A 15693-nucleotide genomic window follows, 5' to 3' on the forward strand; every position below is an offset into this window, starting at 1 on the left:
CGATGCTGGACGACATCCAGAACACCCAGGTCCTGCTGCTGGCCACCGTCCTGCTGGCCGCCTGCCTGGCCAAGTTGATCATCCTTCCGCCGGCGTCCGCCGCCGCCGAGCACGTGCACGGCGTGCCGCTCCCGGAACGGCTGCGCCGGGCGACCGGGCTGGGGCAGAGCCGCGTGATCAACGTCGGTCTCGGGCTGACCGAGGGCACGCTCGCCCTCGCCCTGCTCGTCACCTCCCACATGTCGGTGCGGGTGGCCACGACCGTGGCGTTCGCCGCCGCCACCTGGGCGGTGGGGGAACTGCGGGTGCACCGGCCGGACGCGGGCTGCGGCTGCTTCGGCGGGCTGAGCACCGAACGCGTCCGCCGCCGCGGCGTGCTGCGCGCGATGCTGCTGACCGCGGCCGCCGTCCTGTCGCTCGGGGCGCCGCTCGCGGGCGTCCAGGTGCTGCGCGAGGTCCCGGCGCAGGTGGCGCTGGTGTTCGCGGTCGAGCTGGCACTGTTCGCCGCGCTCTCGCCCGAACTGGCGGCGATCGCCCGGCGTCGCGTCCGGCTGCGGCGGCGCCGTCCCGCGACGCCGTGCGAGCGGCGCCGCAGCCCGCTGGCCGAGACGTACGCGACGCTGTACGGGAGCGCCGCCTGGACGGAGGCGGAGAACTCGGTCACCAGCGCCGTCCCGGTGGACGTGTGGCGGGAGGGCTGCTGGCGGTTCGTGGTCTTCCCGGCACGCGTGGACGGCCACGACACCGAGATCGTCTTCGCCGTCTCCACCGCCGAACGCCGCCGCACCGTACGCGCCGCGCCCGTCCCGCCCCCCGCCGAACCCGAACCCGATTCGACGCTCGACCACGAACCCGTCCGAGCGGAGGTGGGCCCCGCAGAGGTGTGCACCGCCTCCAGCTGACTCTTCGCCTCTCTAGCCGTCTCTTGGGTCATTGCTAGAACCTCTTAGAAAACCCTCACCCCAGAAGCCTCGACGCAACCGACAACCCCCTGTTCTCCAAGGTCACCGGAACCCGAGGACACCGGGCGTGCGGCTTGGCGCCGTCCACCGATCAGCGCGTTGGCCCAGGGCGAGGGTGATCGTGGGACCCGCGTGCCTTTCGTGCAGGCGGGGCTCGTGGCCGGGGGGTGCGGGTTAGCGGAGGCGGGTGATTCGGACGGCGATGCGGTTGCCCTCCGGGGGACTGGTGTCGATGCTGAGGGCGTTGTTGATCTCGATGCCGCCGTTGGCGGTGGTGGTCATGCCCGAGTCGAGGGCGAAGGTCACCCCTCGGCGCCGACGGCGAGGACGGTGAGGGCCTGGATCCGGGGCTCGGCCTTGACCTTGGGGCCGAAGCGCAGCACGTCACCCGCCTTGACCATAGACCTCACAGTCGCCGTCCTTGCAGGCCGACAGCTTCCTGCCGTCCGCCGCCGTGGACGGGGAGAGCGGCTTGGCGGAGGGCGAGGCGGACGACGGGGAGGCGGCGGTGCCGGTGCCCTCGTCGCCGCCGCAGGACGTGAGCAGTGTCAGGACGGGACGGCGGGCACCAGTGCGGCCGTGACGAGAGGCGGCTTCCGGTCCATGGTCTTCCTGCTGGTGGGAGCCGCGCCATCGTGGTACGGAGCACCTGAGAGGGGTCCCGGAAACAGGCGAGGCCGCGTCCGCTGGATGGGTACGGACGCGGCCTCGAACCACTGGTGAAGGGGCCACCGATGATGATGGTCTCACCGGTGGGCGTCTTTGGGTATTACCAGTTGCCCTCTTCCGGCCGCATCATGCGCTCGTCCTGCTCGCGGCCGCGCTCGTCGGCGCGGCGGGACGAGAACATGCCTTGGTCCTCCTGGGCCGCCATGCTCTGGTCGTCGCGGTCCGCCGAATGCTCGTTCTGGGCGCCGGCGGGCATCTTCTGACGCGCCTCCTGGGCGGAGGGGTGGCGGGCGGCGCCGGAGCCCCGCCGCGACGCGGCCATCTCGTCGCGGTTCCGCTGCGCGGACGACTGCTGGCCCTCGTTGCGGGGCTTGCTCCGGCGACCTTCGCGATTGTTCATGTCTCCCCCTGACTTGGACAGTGCGCCCTCAATGACGCAAACACCCCGCGTTATACCCCGAATGCGGTGAGTAACCGACTTTTGTTCCTCGGCTTCGATACGACTCTCTAGCCCCCTCTAGCGATCCGCCTAGAGCGGCTTAGAGAGCGCGAGATGCGAAGGCTCGGCGACTATGCGGCTATCTAGCGTCAGGGCTAGAAAGCCGTAGAGAGTGCTGACGTCGCCGGTCGATGCGGTTTTCTAGGGGTCTCTACGCCGTCCCCTAGACAGGGGTAGAGGACGGTCGAGAGTGCTTGCCGGGTTCAGGCGGGCTGGGAGCGCAGGAACTTGCCGAAGTGCGGGACGGTGAACGCGACAAGACCGCGCTCGGCGCTGTAGATCAGGCCTTTCTTGATGAGGCCGTCGCGTGCGGGTGACAGGCTGGAGGGCTTGCGGCCGAGTTCTTCGGCGACGGCGGAGGTGAGGACGGGGTCGTCGCCCAGCATCGCCATCGCCCGCATGTAGTCGCGCTCGGCCGGGGTGGCGCGGTCGTAGCGGCTGCCGAAGAAGCCGACCGCCAGCTCGCTCTCCGCCTCCGGCGCCGCGACCTTGATGTCGTCGGCCGTGATCGGGGTGTCGGGGGCCACGTCCCAGACGACCTTGGCGTACGCCTGGACGAAGTAGGGGTAGCCGTCGGCCGCGCCGTACAGCGCGTCGAGGGCCTCGGGGGTGAAGGTCACGTGCTCGCGCTCGGCGGGGGCCATCAGCGCGAAGTCGGCCGACTCGCGGTCGAGCCGGTCGATGCGGGCGTACCGGAACAGCCGCTCGGAGTAGGACTTGCTCGCCGACAGCACCGCGGGCAGGTGGGGCAGCCCCGCGCCGACCACGATCAGCGGGCCGCCGACCTGGGACAGCTCGTGGCAGGCGGCGCACAGCGCGGAGACATCGTCGGCCGGGATGTCCTGCATCTCGTCCACGAACAGCGCGATGCCGGCGCCGACGTCGGTGGCGACCGAGGCGGCGTCCACGAACAGCTCGGTGAGGTCGATCTCCAGATCGCCGGAGTCGGCCCGGCCGCGCGCGGCGGGCACGTCGATCCCCGGCTGCCAGCGGTGCGCGCGGGCCTTGCCGCGCCCGGTGCCCGGCTCCTCGCCCGCCTGGGCGAACGCCTTGAGCACGCCGAGGAACTCCTCGATCCGGTCGGGGGCGCGGTGCCGCGGCGCCAGCTCCCGCACCGCCATGTGCAGGGCGGAGGCCACCGGCCGCCGGATCGACTGGTCGGGCCGCGCCTCGATCTTGCCGGTGCCCCACAGCTTCTGGATGGCCATCGAACGGAACGCGTTCAGCAGCACGGTCTTGCCGACGCCGCGCAGCCCCGTGATGACCATGCTGCGCTCGGGACGGCCGCGCGCGACGCGTTCGAGGACCACCTCGAACTGCCGGAGCTCGCGGTCGCGGCCGGCCAGCTCCGGAGGGCGCTGCCCGGCGCCGGGAGCGTAGGGATTGCGCACGGGGTCCACGCTCTCGGACTCTATGAGGCGATATAGCTGAGGCCGTAGATTTGCGTAGAAACTCGTACGGCGTGTCGCGCGGGATTCCCGGCGCCCGGCGCAGCGCGGCGCCGCGTCCAGGCCGATCGGTGCCACCGTCGCAGCCATGTGCCACCTCCCCGGGCGCGCTTGCGTGCGAACGAGCTGGTCGAACCTCTGTTCGACTCGTTCGAACACAGTAGCGCATGCCGTCCCGTCCGTCATCCGGAACACGGCGAACGGCCGCGCGCCCTTTCTCTCGGGCCCGCGGCCGTTCGCCGCTCGGAATCGCAGGTCAGGACAGGTTCTCGTCCGCGCTGGACAGGTGCGGGACGTGCTCGGCCGGGATCGTTCCCATGCGTCCGGCCTGGAAGTCCTCGAACGCCTGGACGATCTCCTCGCGCGTGTTCATCACGAACGGCCCGTACCGCGCGACCGGCTCCCGGATCGGCAGCCCGCCCAGCACGAGGATCTCCCAGCCGTTCGGGCTCGAGGCCGGCTGGGCGCCGGCGGCCCGCAGCACGATCCCGTCGCCGTCGCCCTTGTGGTGGGACCCGGCGAAGACGGCCATCTGGCCCTCGTCCACCGCGACCTCCTCGACCCCGGCGGTGCCGCGGCCGGACAGCACGTACACGAGGGCGTTGAACTCGCGCGGCCACGGCAGGGTGAGCCGCGCGCCGGGCGCGACGGTCGCGTGCAGGTAGTTGATCGGCGTGTACGTGTCGCCGGGCCCGTCGTGCCCGGCGAGCGATCCGGCGATCACCCGTACGAGCGAGGACCCGTCGTCGGCGGCGAGCAGCTTCACGTCGCGCGCCTCGATGTCCTGGTAGCGCGGCTTGACCCACTTCTGGGCGCGGGGCAGGTTCACCCACAGCTGCACGCCGTGGAACAGCCCGCCCTTGGCGACCAGCTCGGGCGGCGGCTGCTCGATGTGCTGGATCCCGGACGCGGCGGTCATCCACTGGGTGCCGCCGTCGGAGATGAGGCCGCCCCCGCCCGTCGTGTCCTGGTGCTGGAACGCGCCGTCGATGATGTAGGTGACGGTCTCGAACCCCCGGTGCGGATGCCACGGGGTCCCCTTGGCCTCGCCCGGGGCGTACTCCACGGCGCCCATGTGGTCGAGCAGGAGGAACGGGTCGGCCAGCGCGAGATCCACCCCTGGGAACGGGCGCCGCACTTGGAAGCCCTCCCCTTCGAGGTGTCGCTGGGCGGTGATGACCTTGGCGACGCGGCGCCAGTCCGTACCGTCCTCGGGGAGACGGGGCAGACGGGGCAGCGTGAGCGGGTCGGCCATGACGGCGGGCATGGGACTCTCCTCTACACTCTCGGGCCGCCCCCGGTCGCCGGATCGTCCGCCTTCCCGGGGAGCGCTGTGCGCGGTACAACCTGGTTGAAAGATAAACTATTCCAGTATTAGTTGAAACTTCAACATGACCGTATACTGGCGGCATGAGCGAACCACGCTGGCTCGATGCCGCCCAACAGCACGACTGGCGGGCCTACGTGGACGGCAGCGTCAGGCTCAACGAGATCATGGACCGCGACCTGAAGACCAAGCACGGCCTCTCGGTCTCAGAATACGAGATCCTGGTCCGGCTCTCGGAGGCGCCCGACCGCCGTCTGCGAATGGCCGAACTGGCCGCGCACGCCAGCCAGTCCCGCAGCCGCCTGTCCCACACCTGCTCCCGCCTGGAGGCCAAGGGCCTGGTCAAGCGGGACAACTGCCCCAACGACAAGCGCGGCGTGTTCGCCCACCTCACCGACGAGGGCTTCGCCGCACTGGAACGCGCCGCCCGCGACCACGTCGAGACCGTCCGCGACTTCTTCATCGACGTGATCGAACCGGAGGACCTGGCCGCCATCGGCCGCGCCTTCACCGCCGTCAACAAGCGCATCGGCGACAACCGCTAGAGGGGAAGGCCCGTCAGGAAACCCACCGACACCAGGGTCAGGAACACCCAGCCCAGCATCATCCCGAACCCGTACGGCCGCCACGGCCCCCGCACCTTCCACGCCAGCAGCCCGCCGAGCCCGAACGCCAGCACCAGCAGCGTCACCATCTGCGGCATCAGGCTCGGCCGGCGGCTCATCATCAGCGGCCCCCACATCATGACCGCGTCCACGAACGCGAACGTCAGGAACCCCGCCGCCGCCAGCCCGATCTCCCGCCGCGGCGGCACCGCCACCGGACTCCGCCGCAGCCGGATCAGCGGCTCGGCGCGCGAGGCGTCCTCCACCTCCACGGACGAGGCCACCGCGAAGATCTCGTCCTCCAGGCTGGCGCCGTCCGGGTCCTTCTCGTCGTGCTCGCCCATGCCGGCTCCCGGCCGGGGACGCCGGGTCGGCCCCGGCTGGGGGGTGAACGTATCTGCCACGGCGTGCTCGCCCCCGTCCCCTGTCACGACGGGCACGCCCTCAGACGCACCGTAGCGAATCCCCGGTCCCACGCGAAGGCACCGCGACGTGTCATCCTGCTGTTATGCCTGGTAGCCGCCTCGTGTACGCAACAGCACTGGTGACGGCACTCGCCGTCACGGCGACCGGATGTGGCCGCGGCTCCGAGGAGCCGGCCGGCGCCCCGGCCGCACCGCCGACCGCGCCCGCCACCCCGCCGCAGGCCGCGCCCTCCCCGAGTCCCACGGCCTTCCAGTCCCAGATCAAGAAGGTCACCGCCGGGGACCTCGAACACTCCTGGCGGCAGGGCTGCCCGGTCGGCCCGTCCGGGCTCCGGATGATCGAGATGACCTACTGGGGGATGGACAAGAAGCCGCACACCGGCGGTCGCCTGGTCGTCAACGCCGACGCCGCGAACGACCTGGTCAAGGTGTTCCGCAAGCTGTACGACATGCGCTACCCGATCGCCCGCATGGAGCCCGTGGACGCCTACAAGGGCAGCGACTTCGACTCGATCGAGGCCAACAACACCTCGGCGTTCAACTGCCGCCGGGCCACCGGGTCGAGCAACTGGTCACAGCACGCCCTCGGGCTGGCCATCGACATCAACCCGTGCGAGAACCCGTACGTCTCGGCCGACGGCACCGTCGCCCACAAGAACTGCGTCAAGTTCAAGAACCGCGAGCGCCGCGACCCCGGCGTCATCCACGCCGGCGACCGCGTCGTCAGGGCGTTCGCCTCGATCGGCTGGGGCTGGGGCGGCGACTGGGGCGGCCCCTGGGACTACCAGCACTTCTCCAGCACCGGCCGCTGACTCACATCATCATCGCGACCGCGATCGCCACGACCACGACGAGGGCCACCACGAGCACCGCGCCCACGATGAGCCCGGTGTTGACCTGCTTGGACTTCTCGGCCGGCCGCTGCGCGGCGAAGTTCTGGAACTGGTGGGTCGTCCCGGCCGGATCTTGGGGCTTTTCAGACATGCCGACGAGCGTAACGGAAGTCTTCCCCCAAGCTCAGGCCCTCCACCACACCCCGAAAGCCCGGTGAACGCCCCCGCCCCGACCCGCTATCGTGGTGCCTGCTCCACGGGAGGCTTCGCATAGTGGACGAGTGCGGCGGTCTTGAAAACCGCTGGGCCGGTATCCCCGGTCCCGTGGGTTCGAATCCCACAGCCTCCGCCAACCAGCACCCGTGATCGCCGGCCCCCGACCGCGCACCGAAAGCCGCCGGTCACCCGTCGTCGCAGCGGTCACGTGGCGGGTGGCAAGTAGGCGTCGTACTGCGCATAGTGGATGATCGCCGCGCACGCCTCCTCTGTGGTCGGCCGCGCACCTGCTCGCCAGCTACTCCAAACATCCAGCACCTCGCGGATCAGGACGACTTCCAGGAGGTAGGGCAGGTCCACCGGCGAGAGACCGTCCCCATGTTTCGCCGCCACCACCCGCGAGCCTGCTGTCCAGGGCTCCTCTGCGTACACGGTCAAGCCGTCGGCCACCCTGGCCAGCTGATCCACCAACTCGGCAAGCGTCAAGAGGAACTCCTCAGCCACGGGGGCGCGCCAATGCCCGACCATCAGGCGGGCCCGTGGCGCCGCTGTCTGTCGCACCATCTCGACGTTCACGCGCGGAAGGGGACCTCGTGGTGGTCATCGCGTGGCCGCTTGCCGTTCCTCGATGATCTGGATCGCCCGGCTGAGGTGATCGAGGAAGGTCCGTGCGTGCGGCAGCGTCAGCAGCAGGGACACATCGAGGCCGAGGCCGTCATCCCATGCATCGATCTGGACCATGTCACGCTCGTCGTCCGTCTCCACACTCACGACCGTGGAGTCGTCGCACGTCTCTTGATCGTCCACTGCGTGACCGTCCAAGGCGGGGATGGGCGTGCCGATGGGGCTGTCGCTGTGCATGTCCCCAGCCTCGCAGTGGGCTGCCGCTTTACGCTCATCACGTGTTCGCTCAATCGTCCGGTTTGCCGGCGGAACTCAAAGCCGCACTGCGAGAGCTGCGCCGGGTACGCGCCCAGCGTCCCGAGAGGGCGAGCGACCCCCTCGGCTTCGCGAACTGGCGCGAGGACATAGCAGGCGTCCTGGAGACCCTCTCCCGGCTTCTCCTCTTCGAAGAGGACCGCACCAAGGCAGTCGGCGAAGCCGCCCAGGCGCGAGAAGAGGCCGCACGCATCCGTGCCGAAGTTCGACGCGAGGCCGATAAGGGTTCCGGCGGGGGGCTCTGACTCTGGGCGCTCAGCGCCTGTCTGCGTCCCAGGGCCCGATCACCTGCGCGTCTTCGCCGGGGAGCAGGCGGTCCCTTCTCTTCGGCGGACGCCGCGGGCCGATCCCTCGTCCGGGCTCGTGGGCGTGACGATCTTGCGGTTCTCGGCGGCGCATCAGGCGATCAAGTCGCGGCCGCTCCTTGTCCGGTGCTGGTTCCGGATGACGAGACACGGGCGGGCCGGCCTTCAAAGGACCGGCCCGCTTGCTTCGTGGTGGTACGTGTACTTCAGGCCAGGGTTTCGCTACAGGGAACCGCGCCGCCAGGGGCCGGTGATGGCGAAAGTGATGCCGGGGCTCTGCGCGTTGGCGAACAGCCAGTTGCCGTTCTTCGGCTCGAAGGCCGACCCGCACCACTCCGATCCGGTGTAGTCGCCGGGTGCGACCGACTTGCCGGGAACGCCACCGGCCGGGATCACGACCTTGTTCTCCGAGAACGGGAAGATCTCCCCGTCGGTGGTCAGGCCGTGCAGGTACTCGCTGTCACTCCCGTCCTCGCAGAGGACGATGCCGCCCCGCGGGCTCACGCAGATGTTGTCCGGGTTGTTGAGCACGGACGCGTCCGGAGAGGCGAACAGCACCCGCATCCGCTCCGCCTTGGGGTCGTACTCGAAGACCTGGCCCTGCCCCTTGGGGCCGCCGCTCGTCGACACCAGGTAGATCCGTTCGTTGCCGTACCACGCACCCTCGCCCCGCCGGACCACCGCGGCACCGAGCGCGGCCCCCTGCTCCGCCGGACGCTTCTCGCCCGGCGCATAGTCGGGGTTGGGAATCGTGACCCACGATGTCCGGTACTCGACTCCCGTGGCATCGGCGTAGGTCGAGTACGAGGAGCCGTCGGGCGTCTCGATGACCATCATCTGCAGCTCGCCGCCGGCGGCCAGCTCGCCCGGCTTGCTGGGCAGGAACCGGTAGAAGCCGGACGGAGTGGCGTCCTCGGTCAGGTACACGATGCCCGTACGCGGGTCCACCGCGACGGCCTCGTGGCTGAACCGTCCCATCGCCTTCAACGGCCGCGGGTCGCCCTTGCCGTCAAAGGGAACCTCGAAGACGTACCCGTGCCGAGTGCCGTCGGGGCCGACCTCGGTGGTCTCCTCACAGGTCAGCCAGGTACCCCACGGCGTCGGCCCACCGGCGCAGTTCCGGATCGTGCCGGACAGGCTGCCCCAAGATTCGAGGAACTTCCCCGCCTTCGGATCGAACACGAGATTGGTGGTGCCGCCACGGGCCGCCGGGTTGTAGGCCGGTGTGGTGAACGCCCCGGTGAAACCGCTGCGCTCGTGGTTCCGAACCAGAGCGATCTTGCCGTCCGGGCGGTGGAACGCGGCCATGCCGTCGTGTGAACTCGGCGTGGGAGTTCCGTCGGACATGACGTCGCCCGTCCACCCGTAGGTCAGGTACTCGAATCCCTTCGGCAGGGCGAGGAGTTCGAGACCTGTGGTGTGGTCCTTGACCGGGTAGAGCGGTCCGTAATCCGGACTGGACGGCTGCTTGCCCATCGGTGCCGCGCCGGCGGTACGGGCGCCGAGGGCCTCCAAGGGAGCGATCGCGGCCACGGCGGCGGCTGTGGTGAGCCCGCCTTTAAGGAACTTGCGACGTGCGAAGCCGTCTGCACGGTCTGTCATTGATTCCTCCTGATGTCATTTGACGGAGGCAAGCTATCGGCCGCCAATAGCGCTCCTTTGAAACGGTCCAAAAATCCTGGATGAATAGTTGTGATTTGATCGGTCAAAGTGGCGGATCGGGGAGCATTCTCATGGACCATCGCCGAATGGTCCCCGGTTCAGGTCGATTTCCGCGGGGCCGGCCAGGCCACCGCGCGAACTGCCGGTGATCGGCCGTGCTCGTGCTGTGGTCGTGGTGCCCGCCGTCCGGAGGGGCTCGTCGGAGCGCCGCGGCCACGTTCGCCGTCGAGGCGTTCTACGAGGACAACCCCACATTTCGAACTCCGTACGCCCACGGGAACCGGGACCTTCGGCAAAGCGGCTGCGGCTGTGCTGAACGACCAGAGCTGCTGGGGCAGGCGAGGCGTGGCACGGTTCTCATCAATCGGATGAAACAAGGATTTCGCGCTTTGGGGTGTGCCTTTGGCGATGGCTTGATTTCCTTCCGGATACTCCTGTACGAGGTGGTCTGCGATGAGCTTTGTCGGCTGGTGGTGAAGTCGTTTTCTGTGGGTGTGGTGGAGGGAATCCTGGAGGGGAAGATGGACCACGATCCTGCTGCGCCGACTGGTGCTCAACGCCCTCGACTCCGACCACGCCGTCATGCCCAACCGCCAACCGGGGAAGCGAGACCGGCAGACGCCTGATCCCGACCGCGTTGAGCCGCATCCGTGCCTGGTGGCGAGCAGGCGGGCGCCAGGACCAGGTGACCGACGGAACCGGCGGCGAGCGCGACAGGGCCCCGGGCGCCCGTTGATGGCTTTCAGGTGAAAGAGCGGCGGCCGCTCATGGTCCCGGGGAAAGGGGCCGTTCTGGAGGCCAGGGTGCTCTGCTCCCCGCGCACGCGGGGAATGGTTCCTGGACCGGGTCGCTGGGCGACTCCCCCCGCCTCTACTCCCCGCGCACGCGGGGATGGGTCTCCACCCGCCCGGGCCGCGCCGCACGGGCTGTCCGGGTCCCCGCGTGCCCCCGACCCAGCTGGCGCAGCAGAGCTCCCGGCACTGGGTCCCGCGCGGGGTTAGCGCGCTCTTGTCTGGGGTGGGACGTCGGCAGACGGGAGGATCGGGCGGGTGGTTGCTGGGCGTCGTTTCGCACCCTCGCGGGGACTTACTCTCCGGTTGCGCCGTCGATGCGCTCGCGGAGCAGGTCGGCGTGGCCGTTGTGCCGCGCGTACTCCTCGATCATGTGGACGAGGACCCAGCGGAGCGAGACCTCCCTTTCGCGGTGACGTCCGGTGATGTCGAGGGACGCAGCGGCTCGAACGATGTCACGTGACCGTGCACACTCCTCGTCCCAGGCAGCGAACGCCTCGTCGGGGTCGGCCCTGTCGATCTGGAAGTCGATGTCGTCCTCGGGTCGCCGCTTCCACCGGTACGAGATGTCCTCGCCGCGCAGCCTGATTCGGAACCAGACCCGCTCGACCTCGGCCATGTGCCGGACCAGTCCCAGCAATGACATGGCCGACGGCGGTACGGACCTCTGCTTGAGCTGCTCGGCGGTCAGCCCCGCGCATTTCATGGCCAGTGTCTCGCGCTGGTACTGGAGAAAGCCTGCCAACATGGTGTGCTCTTCGGCCACCAGAGATGGTTCGGTCCGCCCTTGATCGTCCACTGGGGCAGTGTGGCACGGCCTGGACAACCACTCGGTGTGGACCTGCAACGCCATGGCCGCCGTACAGGCTTGGCAGCACGTCGTGATCGGGATGAGCGCGTGAGGTGGGGGAAGAACAGCGGTTCCGCTGCACGGCTGAGCGGTACTCGCGCCATGTGATGGCCGTCTGCCCGCCGCTCGCGCTCGCCGGGCCGACCTCGCCCGGCGCTTGACAGGCCGTCGCCGTGCCATGATCCGAATTGTGATCCAGTCAGCCCGAGTCATCTTCTTCCGGCCCGGCGCGGGTCTTCGCGATTCGTTCCGAGCCTACACGTTGCTGATCGACGGCGTTCCGTGCGGGAATATCAGGGTCGGGGAGCAGCTCAGCCTCGACGTTCACCCTGGGACGCACTGGGCGCGGGCTCGGATGGACTGGTTCAGCAGCCGGGAAACCTACTTCGACGCGGTGCCAGGGCATGCGGTTTGGATACGCGTTGAGCCTGCGGGCGGCGCGCTCCAGGCGCTGTGGCAACGCTTCAGCGACCCCAAGGGCAGCATCGTGCTCACGCCGTCCACCCCCCAACCGCTTTCCTGGTAAACCGGCCAAGCTGCCGGGCGCTGCGCTTCGCGTTTCCGTACCGCTCGCCCGGTGACGGCGGGGCGGGCGGTACGGCGCGGGCGCGCGGCTCAGGCGCCTCCGGCCCGTCACGCCGGAGGCCGCTCCGCTCGGCCGAGGCGCCGGTCAGCCGCAGTGCTCCCAGGGGGAGTACCACCCTTCGTTGGGGTTGCTGCCATAGCTACCGCCCCACTGGATGCATTGCCCTGCGGCATTGACCTTCACCGGGCCGGCGTAGGTCCGGTAGTTGCCGCCGTCGGACTTCCAAGAACCGCCGGGCTTCCGGATCTGGGCCGAGACGTACGTGGTGGTGCCGGGGCTGTTCTTCCAGGTGACCACGCAGTTGGTGGTGCCGTTGTACAGCAGGTAGATGATGGCCTTGCCCACGTACTCCTTGTCGATCACGTGGTATGAGCCGCCGCCGCACGCCGCGATCGGTGATGAGGCCGCCATCGCCGGGCTGCTGGTGAAGATGGAGCCGGCGATGGCGGCCGCGCTGGCCAGGGCCAGCGCAGCGCCCTTCTTGAAGTTGCGCACGGTACGTTTCCCGCTTAGGTGAGAGGGGCGAATCTTCTGACACTTGTATTCGTCCGCGCACGTGCCCGAAGCGCAACCTTCGGCTTGCGTCGCGTCGGGGCTCTCGTTGGATAGGTTCGTGGGGGTTTGATCACGGGAGTGGGGGCTTATGGCTGACGTGGGTGCGTTGCTGGGTGTGGCGTTGGGCGCGGCTGAGGTCGCGGGGGAGATCATGCGTACGCGCGGGCCCGGGGTGGTGACGGCCAAGGGGGAGCGCGACATGGCCACCGAGGTCGACTACGCCGTGGAGCGGGAGGTGCGCGCCTACCTGCGGGAGCGTACGCCGGACATCGCCATTCTCGGGGAGGAGGAGGGGATGAGCGGCGACGCCCGGAGCGAGCTGGTCTGGGCGGTCGATCCTGTGGACGGGACGGCGAACTTCGCCCGCGGCATTCCGCTCTGCGGGTTCTCGCTGGGGTTGCTGGAGCGGGGGCGTTCCGTGGTGGGGGTCATCGATCTGCCGTTCCTGGGGGCCCGGTATCACGCCGCCGAGGGGGCGGGGGCGTTCGATGGGGAGCGCCGTGTCCGGGCGAGTGCGACGACCACGCTCAAGGAGGTCATCGTTTCCCTGGGCGACTACTCGGTGGGGGACGAGCCGGAGTTCAAGAACCGGGTCCGGCTGGATCTGACCGAGCGGCTGGCGGCGAGCGTGCAGCGGATCAGGATGCTGGGGTCGGCGGCGATCGACCTGGCCTGGGTGGCGGACGGCAAGCTGGATGCCTGCGTGATCCTGTCGAACAAGCCGTGGGACACCTCGGCGGGTGTCGCCATCGCGCGTGAGGCGGGGGCGCGGGTGGTCGACCAGGACGGCAGCGACCACAGGGTCGACTCGGCGGCGACGATCGCGGTCACTCCCGCGTTCGCGGAGGAGATCGGCGGGCTGGTGCGGGAGTCGTGCGAACGGTTCGGATGACGGCGGTTCCGGCGTCCAGGTCGAGCCTGTTGTCTCCCTCCTCGTCCCGCATGACGAGGGAGCTCTGGCGCTGGTCGACCTCGTGGCGTTTGGACGAGGCGTAGAGGGACTGCAGTTCCTCGAAGCCGGTCGCGGCCAGGGGGCGGCCGTCGGCGGCCTTCCGCCAGGGCAGGCGGAGCCTGCTGCTGTTGGCCGCGTGCCCGACGCGGTCGATGACCGCGAGGGCGAAGAGCAGGAGGACCAGGCCGGGCAGCGACACGATCACCATGACGGTCAGGGCGGCGGGCACGACGCTTCAACGGTGCGGGGGCGGTGATGGTTCCGGAGACGATCGCGGCGGTGCCCTATTCGAGGGCGCGCCGTGGCGGCGGGACGGAGTCGGCGGTGCTTCCCGTCCAGCGGATCGGGGCCGGGCCGCTGCCGGACGGCTGCGAGGCGCTCGTGGTGGCGGGGGATCTGCAGGGTGTCGCCGCGTCGCCGTGGGGCGGTGATCCCGTGCTGCTGGGGGTCGCGGTCGCGGATCACCTGGGCGTGTGGGCCGAGCAGGGCCTGATTCCGGCGGTGGAGCGGGTCGGGGTGGTGCTGACGGGTGATCTGTACTCGGCGGACCGGAGGGGTGCGACGGGGCGTGTCGGGGACGTGTGGCTGGCGTTCGCGGTGCTCGGCTGCCCGCTGGTGGTGGGGGTCGCGGGCAACCACGACGTCGTTTCCGCGGAGGAGGTCGCCGAGTTCGGCGGCGTGTTGCTGGACGGCGGTTCGGTGGTACGGGGCGGAGTGCGTTTCGCGGGGGTCGGGGGGATCGTCGGCGACCCGCGGCGGCCTGGGCGGAGGCGGCCGGAGGATTTCGCCGGGCGGCTCGACCGGGTGCTGGACGAGGAGCCGGCCGTGCTGGTCCTGCATGAGGGGCCGCACGGGGACGCACCAGGGCAGGCGGGTAGTGCCCTGGTGCGAGAGCGGATCGCGTCGCGTCCCCCGGCGCTCACGTTGTGCGGGCACGTGCACTGGGAACGGCCCGTGTCGCCCCTGGGGGGCGGTCACATCATCAATGTGGACGCGCGTGTGGCCGTCCTGACCGGGCGGTCTTCTCCCAGACGTTGAGGAGGCGCGCGGTGGAGCCGCCGATGGGGCCGACGGCGTCGGCGATCGTCGAGCGGGGCGGGAGTTCGGCGTCCGCGACCGCCTGGACGGCCTGGCCCGGGTCGTCGATCGTGCTGGAGCAGACCGCCAGCAGGTGGGCGGGGACGGTCAGGGCCGGGTCGGTGCAGCCGACCAGCGGCGTCCCGACGGCGGTGACCAGCGGGAAGATCGTGCCGGGGATGCCGATGGCCGCCTCGGCGCGCGCGGATGCCTGCAGGGAGGGGACGGCGCTGATCTCGTACCGGTCCCAGAGCGTGCGGTCCTCGCGGGGGTGCAGGCCGACGAGGATGCGCCTGCCGGAGGCGCGCAGCCGCTCGGCGGCGGCGAGGAGCAGTTCGGTGCCGGGCGCGGCCTCGCCGGTTTCGTCCGGGTGGGTGACGCTGGTGAGGACCAGGACGAGACCGGGTTCGGGGGCGCGTACGGGCAGGGTGTCGGTCTGCGGTGAGCCGACGACGTCGATGGGACGGCGCGTGCCGAGGTAGCCGCCGAACGAGCGGGCGTCCGCAGGTGAGGGGGCGGTGATGGCGCGGAGCCGGGGGCGGAGGCGGCGGGCGCCGGGGGCCTCGGCGGGTCCGAGGTAGGCGAGCGCGCTGGCGGCGAGGGGAAGTTTCCGGAAGCGGTCGGCGCATTCGAGGGGCCAGTCGCCGGCGCCGGTGACGACGATGAGGTCGGCGGGCGGCGCCTGGCCGGGGGTGGTGACCGGTACGGGGTCGTCCGGCGCGATCTGCGCCGGGTCGGGGACGAGCTGGGTGAGCCGCCAGCCGCGGCGGGCGGCCTCGGTGAGCAGCGGCCTGACGTGGTAGGTGCCCCAGGGTTCGTTGGTCGCGATCAGTGCGCGGAGCGGGCGGCGCGGGCGGGCGTCGGCGGTGCCGGTGGTGGCGGCGAGGGCCGGCGCGGTGAGGGCGGCGGTCAGGAGGGCGCGGCGGGACGGCCGTCCCAGACCAAGATCGTTCTGCATGCGCCGCACCGTACGGGATGTGGGCGGACATCCG

21 protein-coding genes and 1 tRNA gene are annotated in these 15693 nt (G+C 70.3%); 9 read left to right on the plus strand and 13 right to left on the minus strand.

The features are described 5' to 3' along the window. Positions 1-2 precede the first annotated feature (2 nt). On the plus strand, positions 3-902 hold the full coding sequence (locus tag ACFPZN_RS34545; RefSeq protein WP_378286522.1) for a MauE/DoxX family redox-associated membrane protein: 900 nt from the start codon (positions 3-5) through the stop codon (positions 900-902). Between the two features lie 234 nt (positions 903-1136). On the opposite strand, the gene ACFPZN_RS34550 is transcribed toward ACFPZN_RS34545, so the two are convergent. After that, entirely contained in the window at positions 1137-1268 is a 132-nt protein-coding gene (locus ACFPZN_RS34550) for a hypothetical protein (RefSeq protein ID WP_378286523.1), read from the minus strand. Positions 1269-1383: 115 nt separating this feature from the next. Between ACFPZN_RS34550 and ACFPZN_RS34555 the strand changes: the two genes are divergently transcribed. Next, the gene (locus tag ACFPZN_RS34555) at positions 1384-1545 is read left to right on the plus strand and encodes a hypothetical protein (protein WP_378286525.1); all 162 of its coding nucleotides are present in this window, start codon (positions 1384-1386) and stop codon (positions 1543-1545) included. Positions 1546-1731: 186 nt separating this feature from the next. Here the strand turns inward: ACFPZN_RS34555 and ACFPZN_RS34560 are convergent, their stop codons facing one another. From ACFPZN_RS34560 to ACFPZN_RS34570, 3 genes are all read right to left on the minus strand, one after another. Beyond that, positions 1732-2031: a hypothetical protein gene (locus ACFPZN_RS34560; protein WP_378286527.1), complete on the minus strand. Its 300-nt coding sequence runs from the start codon at positions 2029-2031 to the stop codon at positions 1732-1734. Between the two features lie 302 nt (positions 2032-2333). Further along, complete coding sequence (locus ACFPZN_RS34565; RefSeq protein ID WP_464043904.1) at positions 2334-3521, minus strand: AAA family ATPase; 1188 nt, start codon at positions 3519-3521, stop codon at positions 2334-2336. A gap of 313 nt (positions 3522-3834) precedes the next feature. Further along, positions 3835-4845 carry a pirin family protein gene (locus ACFPZN_RS34570; RefSeq protein WP_378286529.1) on the minus strand — a complete coding sequence of 337 codons (1011 nt, stop codon included), beginning with the start codon at positions 4843-4845 and terminating at the stop codon, positions 3835-3837. 143 nt (positions 4846-4988) lie between these two features. Here ACFPZN_RS34570 and ACFPZN_RS34575 point away from each other — a divergent pair, with 143 nt between their 5' ends. Continuing rightward, positions 4989-5450 carry a MarR family winged helix-turn-helix transcriptional regulator gene (locus tag ACFPZN_RS34575; RefSeq protein ID WP_378286530.1) on the plus strand — a complete coding sequence of 154 codons (462 nt, stop codon included), beginning with the start codon at positions 4989-4991 and terminating at the stop codon, positions 5448-5450. Here ACFPZN_RS34575 and ACFPZN_RS34580 read toward each other — a convergent pair. Beyond that, positions 5447-5854, minus strand: coding sequence for a hypothetical protein (locus ACFPZN_RS34580; protein ID WP_378286531.1), 408 nt, complete (start codon positions 5852-5854; stop codon positions 5447-5449). The two genes, ACFPZN_RS34575 and ACFPZN_RS34580, sit on opposite strands and share 4 nt — an antisense overlap. A gap of 164 nt (positions 5855-6018) precedes the next feature. Here ACFPZN_RS34580 and ACFPZN_RS34585 point away from each other — a divergent pair, with 164 nt between their 5' ends. Continuing rightward, positions 6019-6747: a M15 family metallopeptidase gene (locus ACFPZN_RS34585; RefSeq protein ID WP_378286532.1), complete on the plus strand. Its 729-nt coding sequence runs from the start codon at positions 6019-6021 to the stop codon at positions 6745-6747. A gap of 1 nt (position 6748) precedes the next feature. Here the strand turns inward: ACFPZN_RS34585 and ACFPZN_RS34590 are convergent, their stop codons facing one another. After that, positions 6749-6919 carry a hypothetical protein gene (locus ACFPZN_RS34590; RefSeq protein ID WP_378286533.1) on the minus strand — a complete coding sequence of 57 codons (171 nt, stop codon included), beginning with the start codon at positions 6917-6919 and terminating at the stop codon, positions 6749-6751. 108 nt (positions 6920-7027) lie between these two features. Between ACFPZN_RS34590 and ACFPZN_RS34595 the strand changes: the two genes are divergently transcribed. Next, a tRNA-Ser gene (locus tag ACFPZN_RS34595) sits at positions 7028-7120 on the plus strand. Between the two features lie 68 nt (positions 7121-7188). Here ACFPZN_RS34595 and ACFPZN_RS34600 read toward each other — a convergent pair. Both ACFPZN_RS34600 and ACFPZN_RS34605 read right to left on the minus strand, forming a co-directional pair. Further along, the gene (locus tag ACFPZN_RS34600; RefSeq protein ID WP_378286535.1) at positions 7189-7560 is read right to left on the minus strand and encodes a hypothetical protein; all 372 of its coding nucleotides are present in this window, start codon (positions 7558-7560) and stop codon (positions 7189-7191) included. A gap of 24 nt (positions 7561-7584) precedes the next feature. Next, complete coding sequence (locus ACFPZN_RS34605; RefSeq protein ID WP_378286536.1) at positions 7585-7845, minus strand: hypothetical protein; 261 nt, start codon at positions 7843-7845, stop codon at positions 7585-7587. Positions 7846-7886: 41 nt separating this feature from the next. On the opposite strand from ACFPZN_RS34605, the gene ACFPZN_RS34610 reads away from it, so the two are divergent. Continuing rightward, positions 7887-8168 (plus strand): hypothetical protein, encoded by a 282-nt coding sequence (locus ACFPZN_RS34610; RefSeq protein WP_378286537.1) that lies wholly within the window; start codon positions 7887-7889, stop codon positions 8166-8168. A gap of 282 nt (positions 8169-8450) precedes the next feature. On the opposite strand, the gene ACFPZN_RS34615 is transcribed toward ACFPZN_RS34610, so the two are convergent. Further along, the gene (locus ACFPZN_RS34615) at positions 8451-9830 is read right to left on the minus strand and encodes an alkaline phosphatase PhoX (RefSeq protein ID WP_378286538.1); all 1380 of its coding nucleotides are present in this window, start codon (positions 9828-9830) and stop codon (positions 8451-8453) included. 1146 nt (positions 9831-10976) lie between these two features. Then, positions 10977-11429, minus strand: coding sequence for a DinB family protein (locus ACFPZN_RS34620; RefSeq protein WP_378286539.1), 453 nt, complete (start codon positions 11427-11429; stop codon positions 10977-10979). Positions 11430-11721: 292 nt separating this feature from the next. Between ACFPZN_RS34620 and ACFPZN_RS34625 the strand changes: the two genes are divergently transcribed. Continuing rightward, on the plus strand, positions 11722-12057 hold the full coding sequence (locus ACFPZN_RS34625; protein ID WP_378286540.1) for a hypothetical protein: 336 nt from the start codon (positions 11722-11724) through the stop codon (positions 12055-12057). A gap of 144 nt (positions 12058-12201) precedes the next feature. On the opposite strand, the gene ACFPZN_RS34630 is transcribed toward ACFPZN_RS34625, so the two are convergent. Then, complete coding sequence (locus ACFPZN_RS34630; protein ID WP_378286541.1) at positions 12202-12612, minus strand: spore-associated protein A; 411 nt, start codon at positions 12610-12612, stop codon at positions 12202-12204. A 211-nt stretch (positions 12613-12823) separates the two neighbouring features. Here ACFPZN_RS34630 and ACFPZN_RS34635 point away from each other — a divergent pair, with 211 nt between their 5' ends. Beyond that, positions 12824-13564 (plus strand): inositol monophosphatase family protein, encoded by a 741-nt coding sequence (locus ACFPZN_RS34635; RefSeq protein WP_378286542.1) that lies wholly within the window; start codon positions 12824-12826, stop codon positions 13562-13564. On the opposite strand, the gene ACFPZN_RS34640 is transcribed toward ACFPZN_RS34635, so the two are convergent. Further along, positions 13500-13853, minus strand: a complete 354-nt coding sequence (locus tag ACFPZN_RS34640; RefSeq protein ID WP_378286543.1) for a DUF6191 domain-containing protein — start codon at positions 13851-13853, stop codon at positions 13500-13502. The two genes, ACFPZN_RS34635 and ACFPZN_RS34640, sit on opposite strands and share 65 nt — an antisense overlap. A gap of 23 nt (positions 13854-13876) precedes the next feature. On the opposite strand from ACFPZN_RS34640, the gene ACFPZN_RS34645 reads away from it, so the two are divergent. Further along, positions 13877-14662 (plus strand): metallophosphoesterase family protein, encoded by a 786-nt coding sequence (locus ACFPZN_RS34645; RefSeq protein WP_378286544.1) that lies wholly within the window; start codon positions 13877-13879, stop codon positions 14660-14662. Here the strand turns inward: ACFPZN_RS34645 and ACFPZN_RS34650 are convergent. Further along, positions 14607-15659 (minus strand): hypothetical protein, encoded by a 1053-nt coding sequence (locus tag ACFPZN_RS34650; protein WP_378286545.1) that lies wholly within the window; start codon positions 15657-15659, stop codon positions 14607-14609. The genes ACFPZN_RS34645 and ACFPZN_RS34650 overlap by 56 nt on opposite strands. Between the last annotated feature and the right edge of the window lie 34 nt (positions 15660-15693).

Source organism: Actinomadura rugatobispora (assembly GCF_042656285.1).
Lineage (GTDB): Bacteria > Actinomycetota > Actinomycetes > Streptosporangiales > Streptosporangiaceae > Spirillospora > Spirillospora rugatobispora.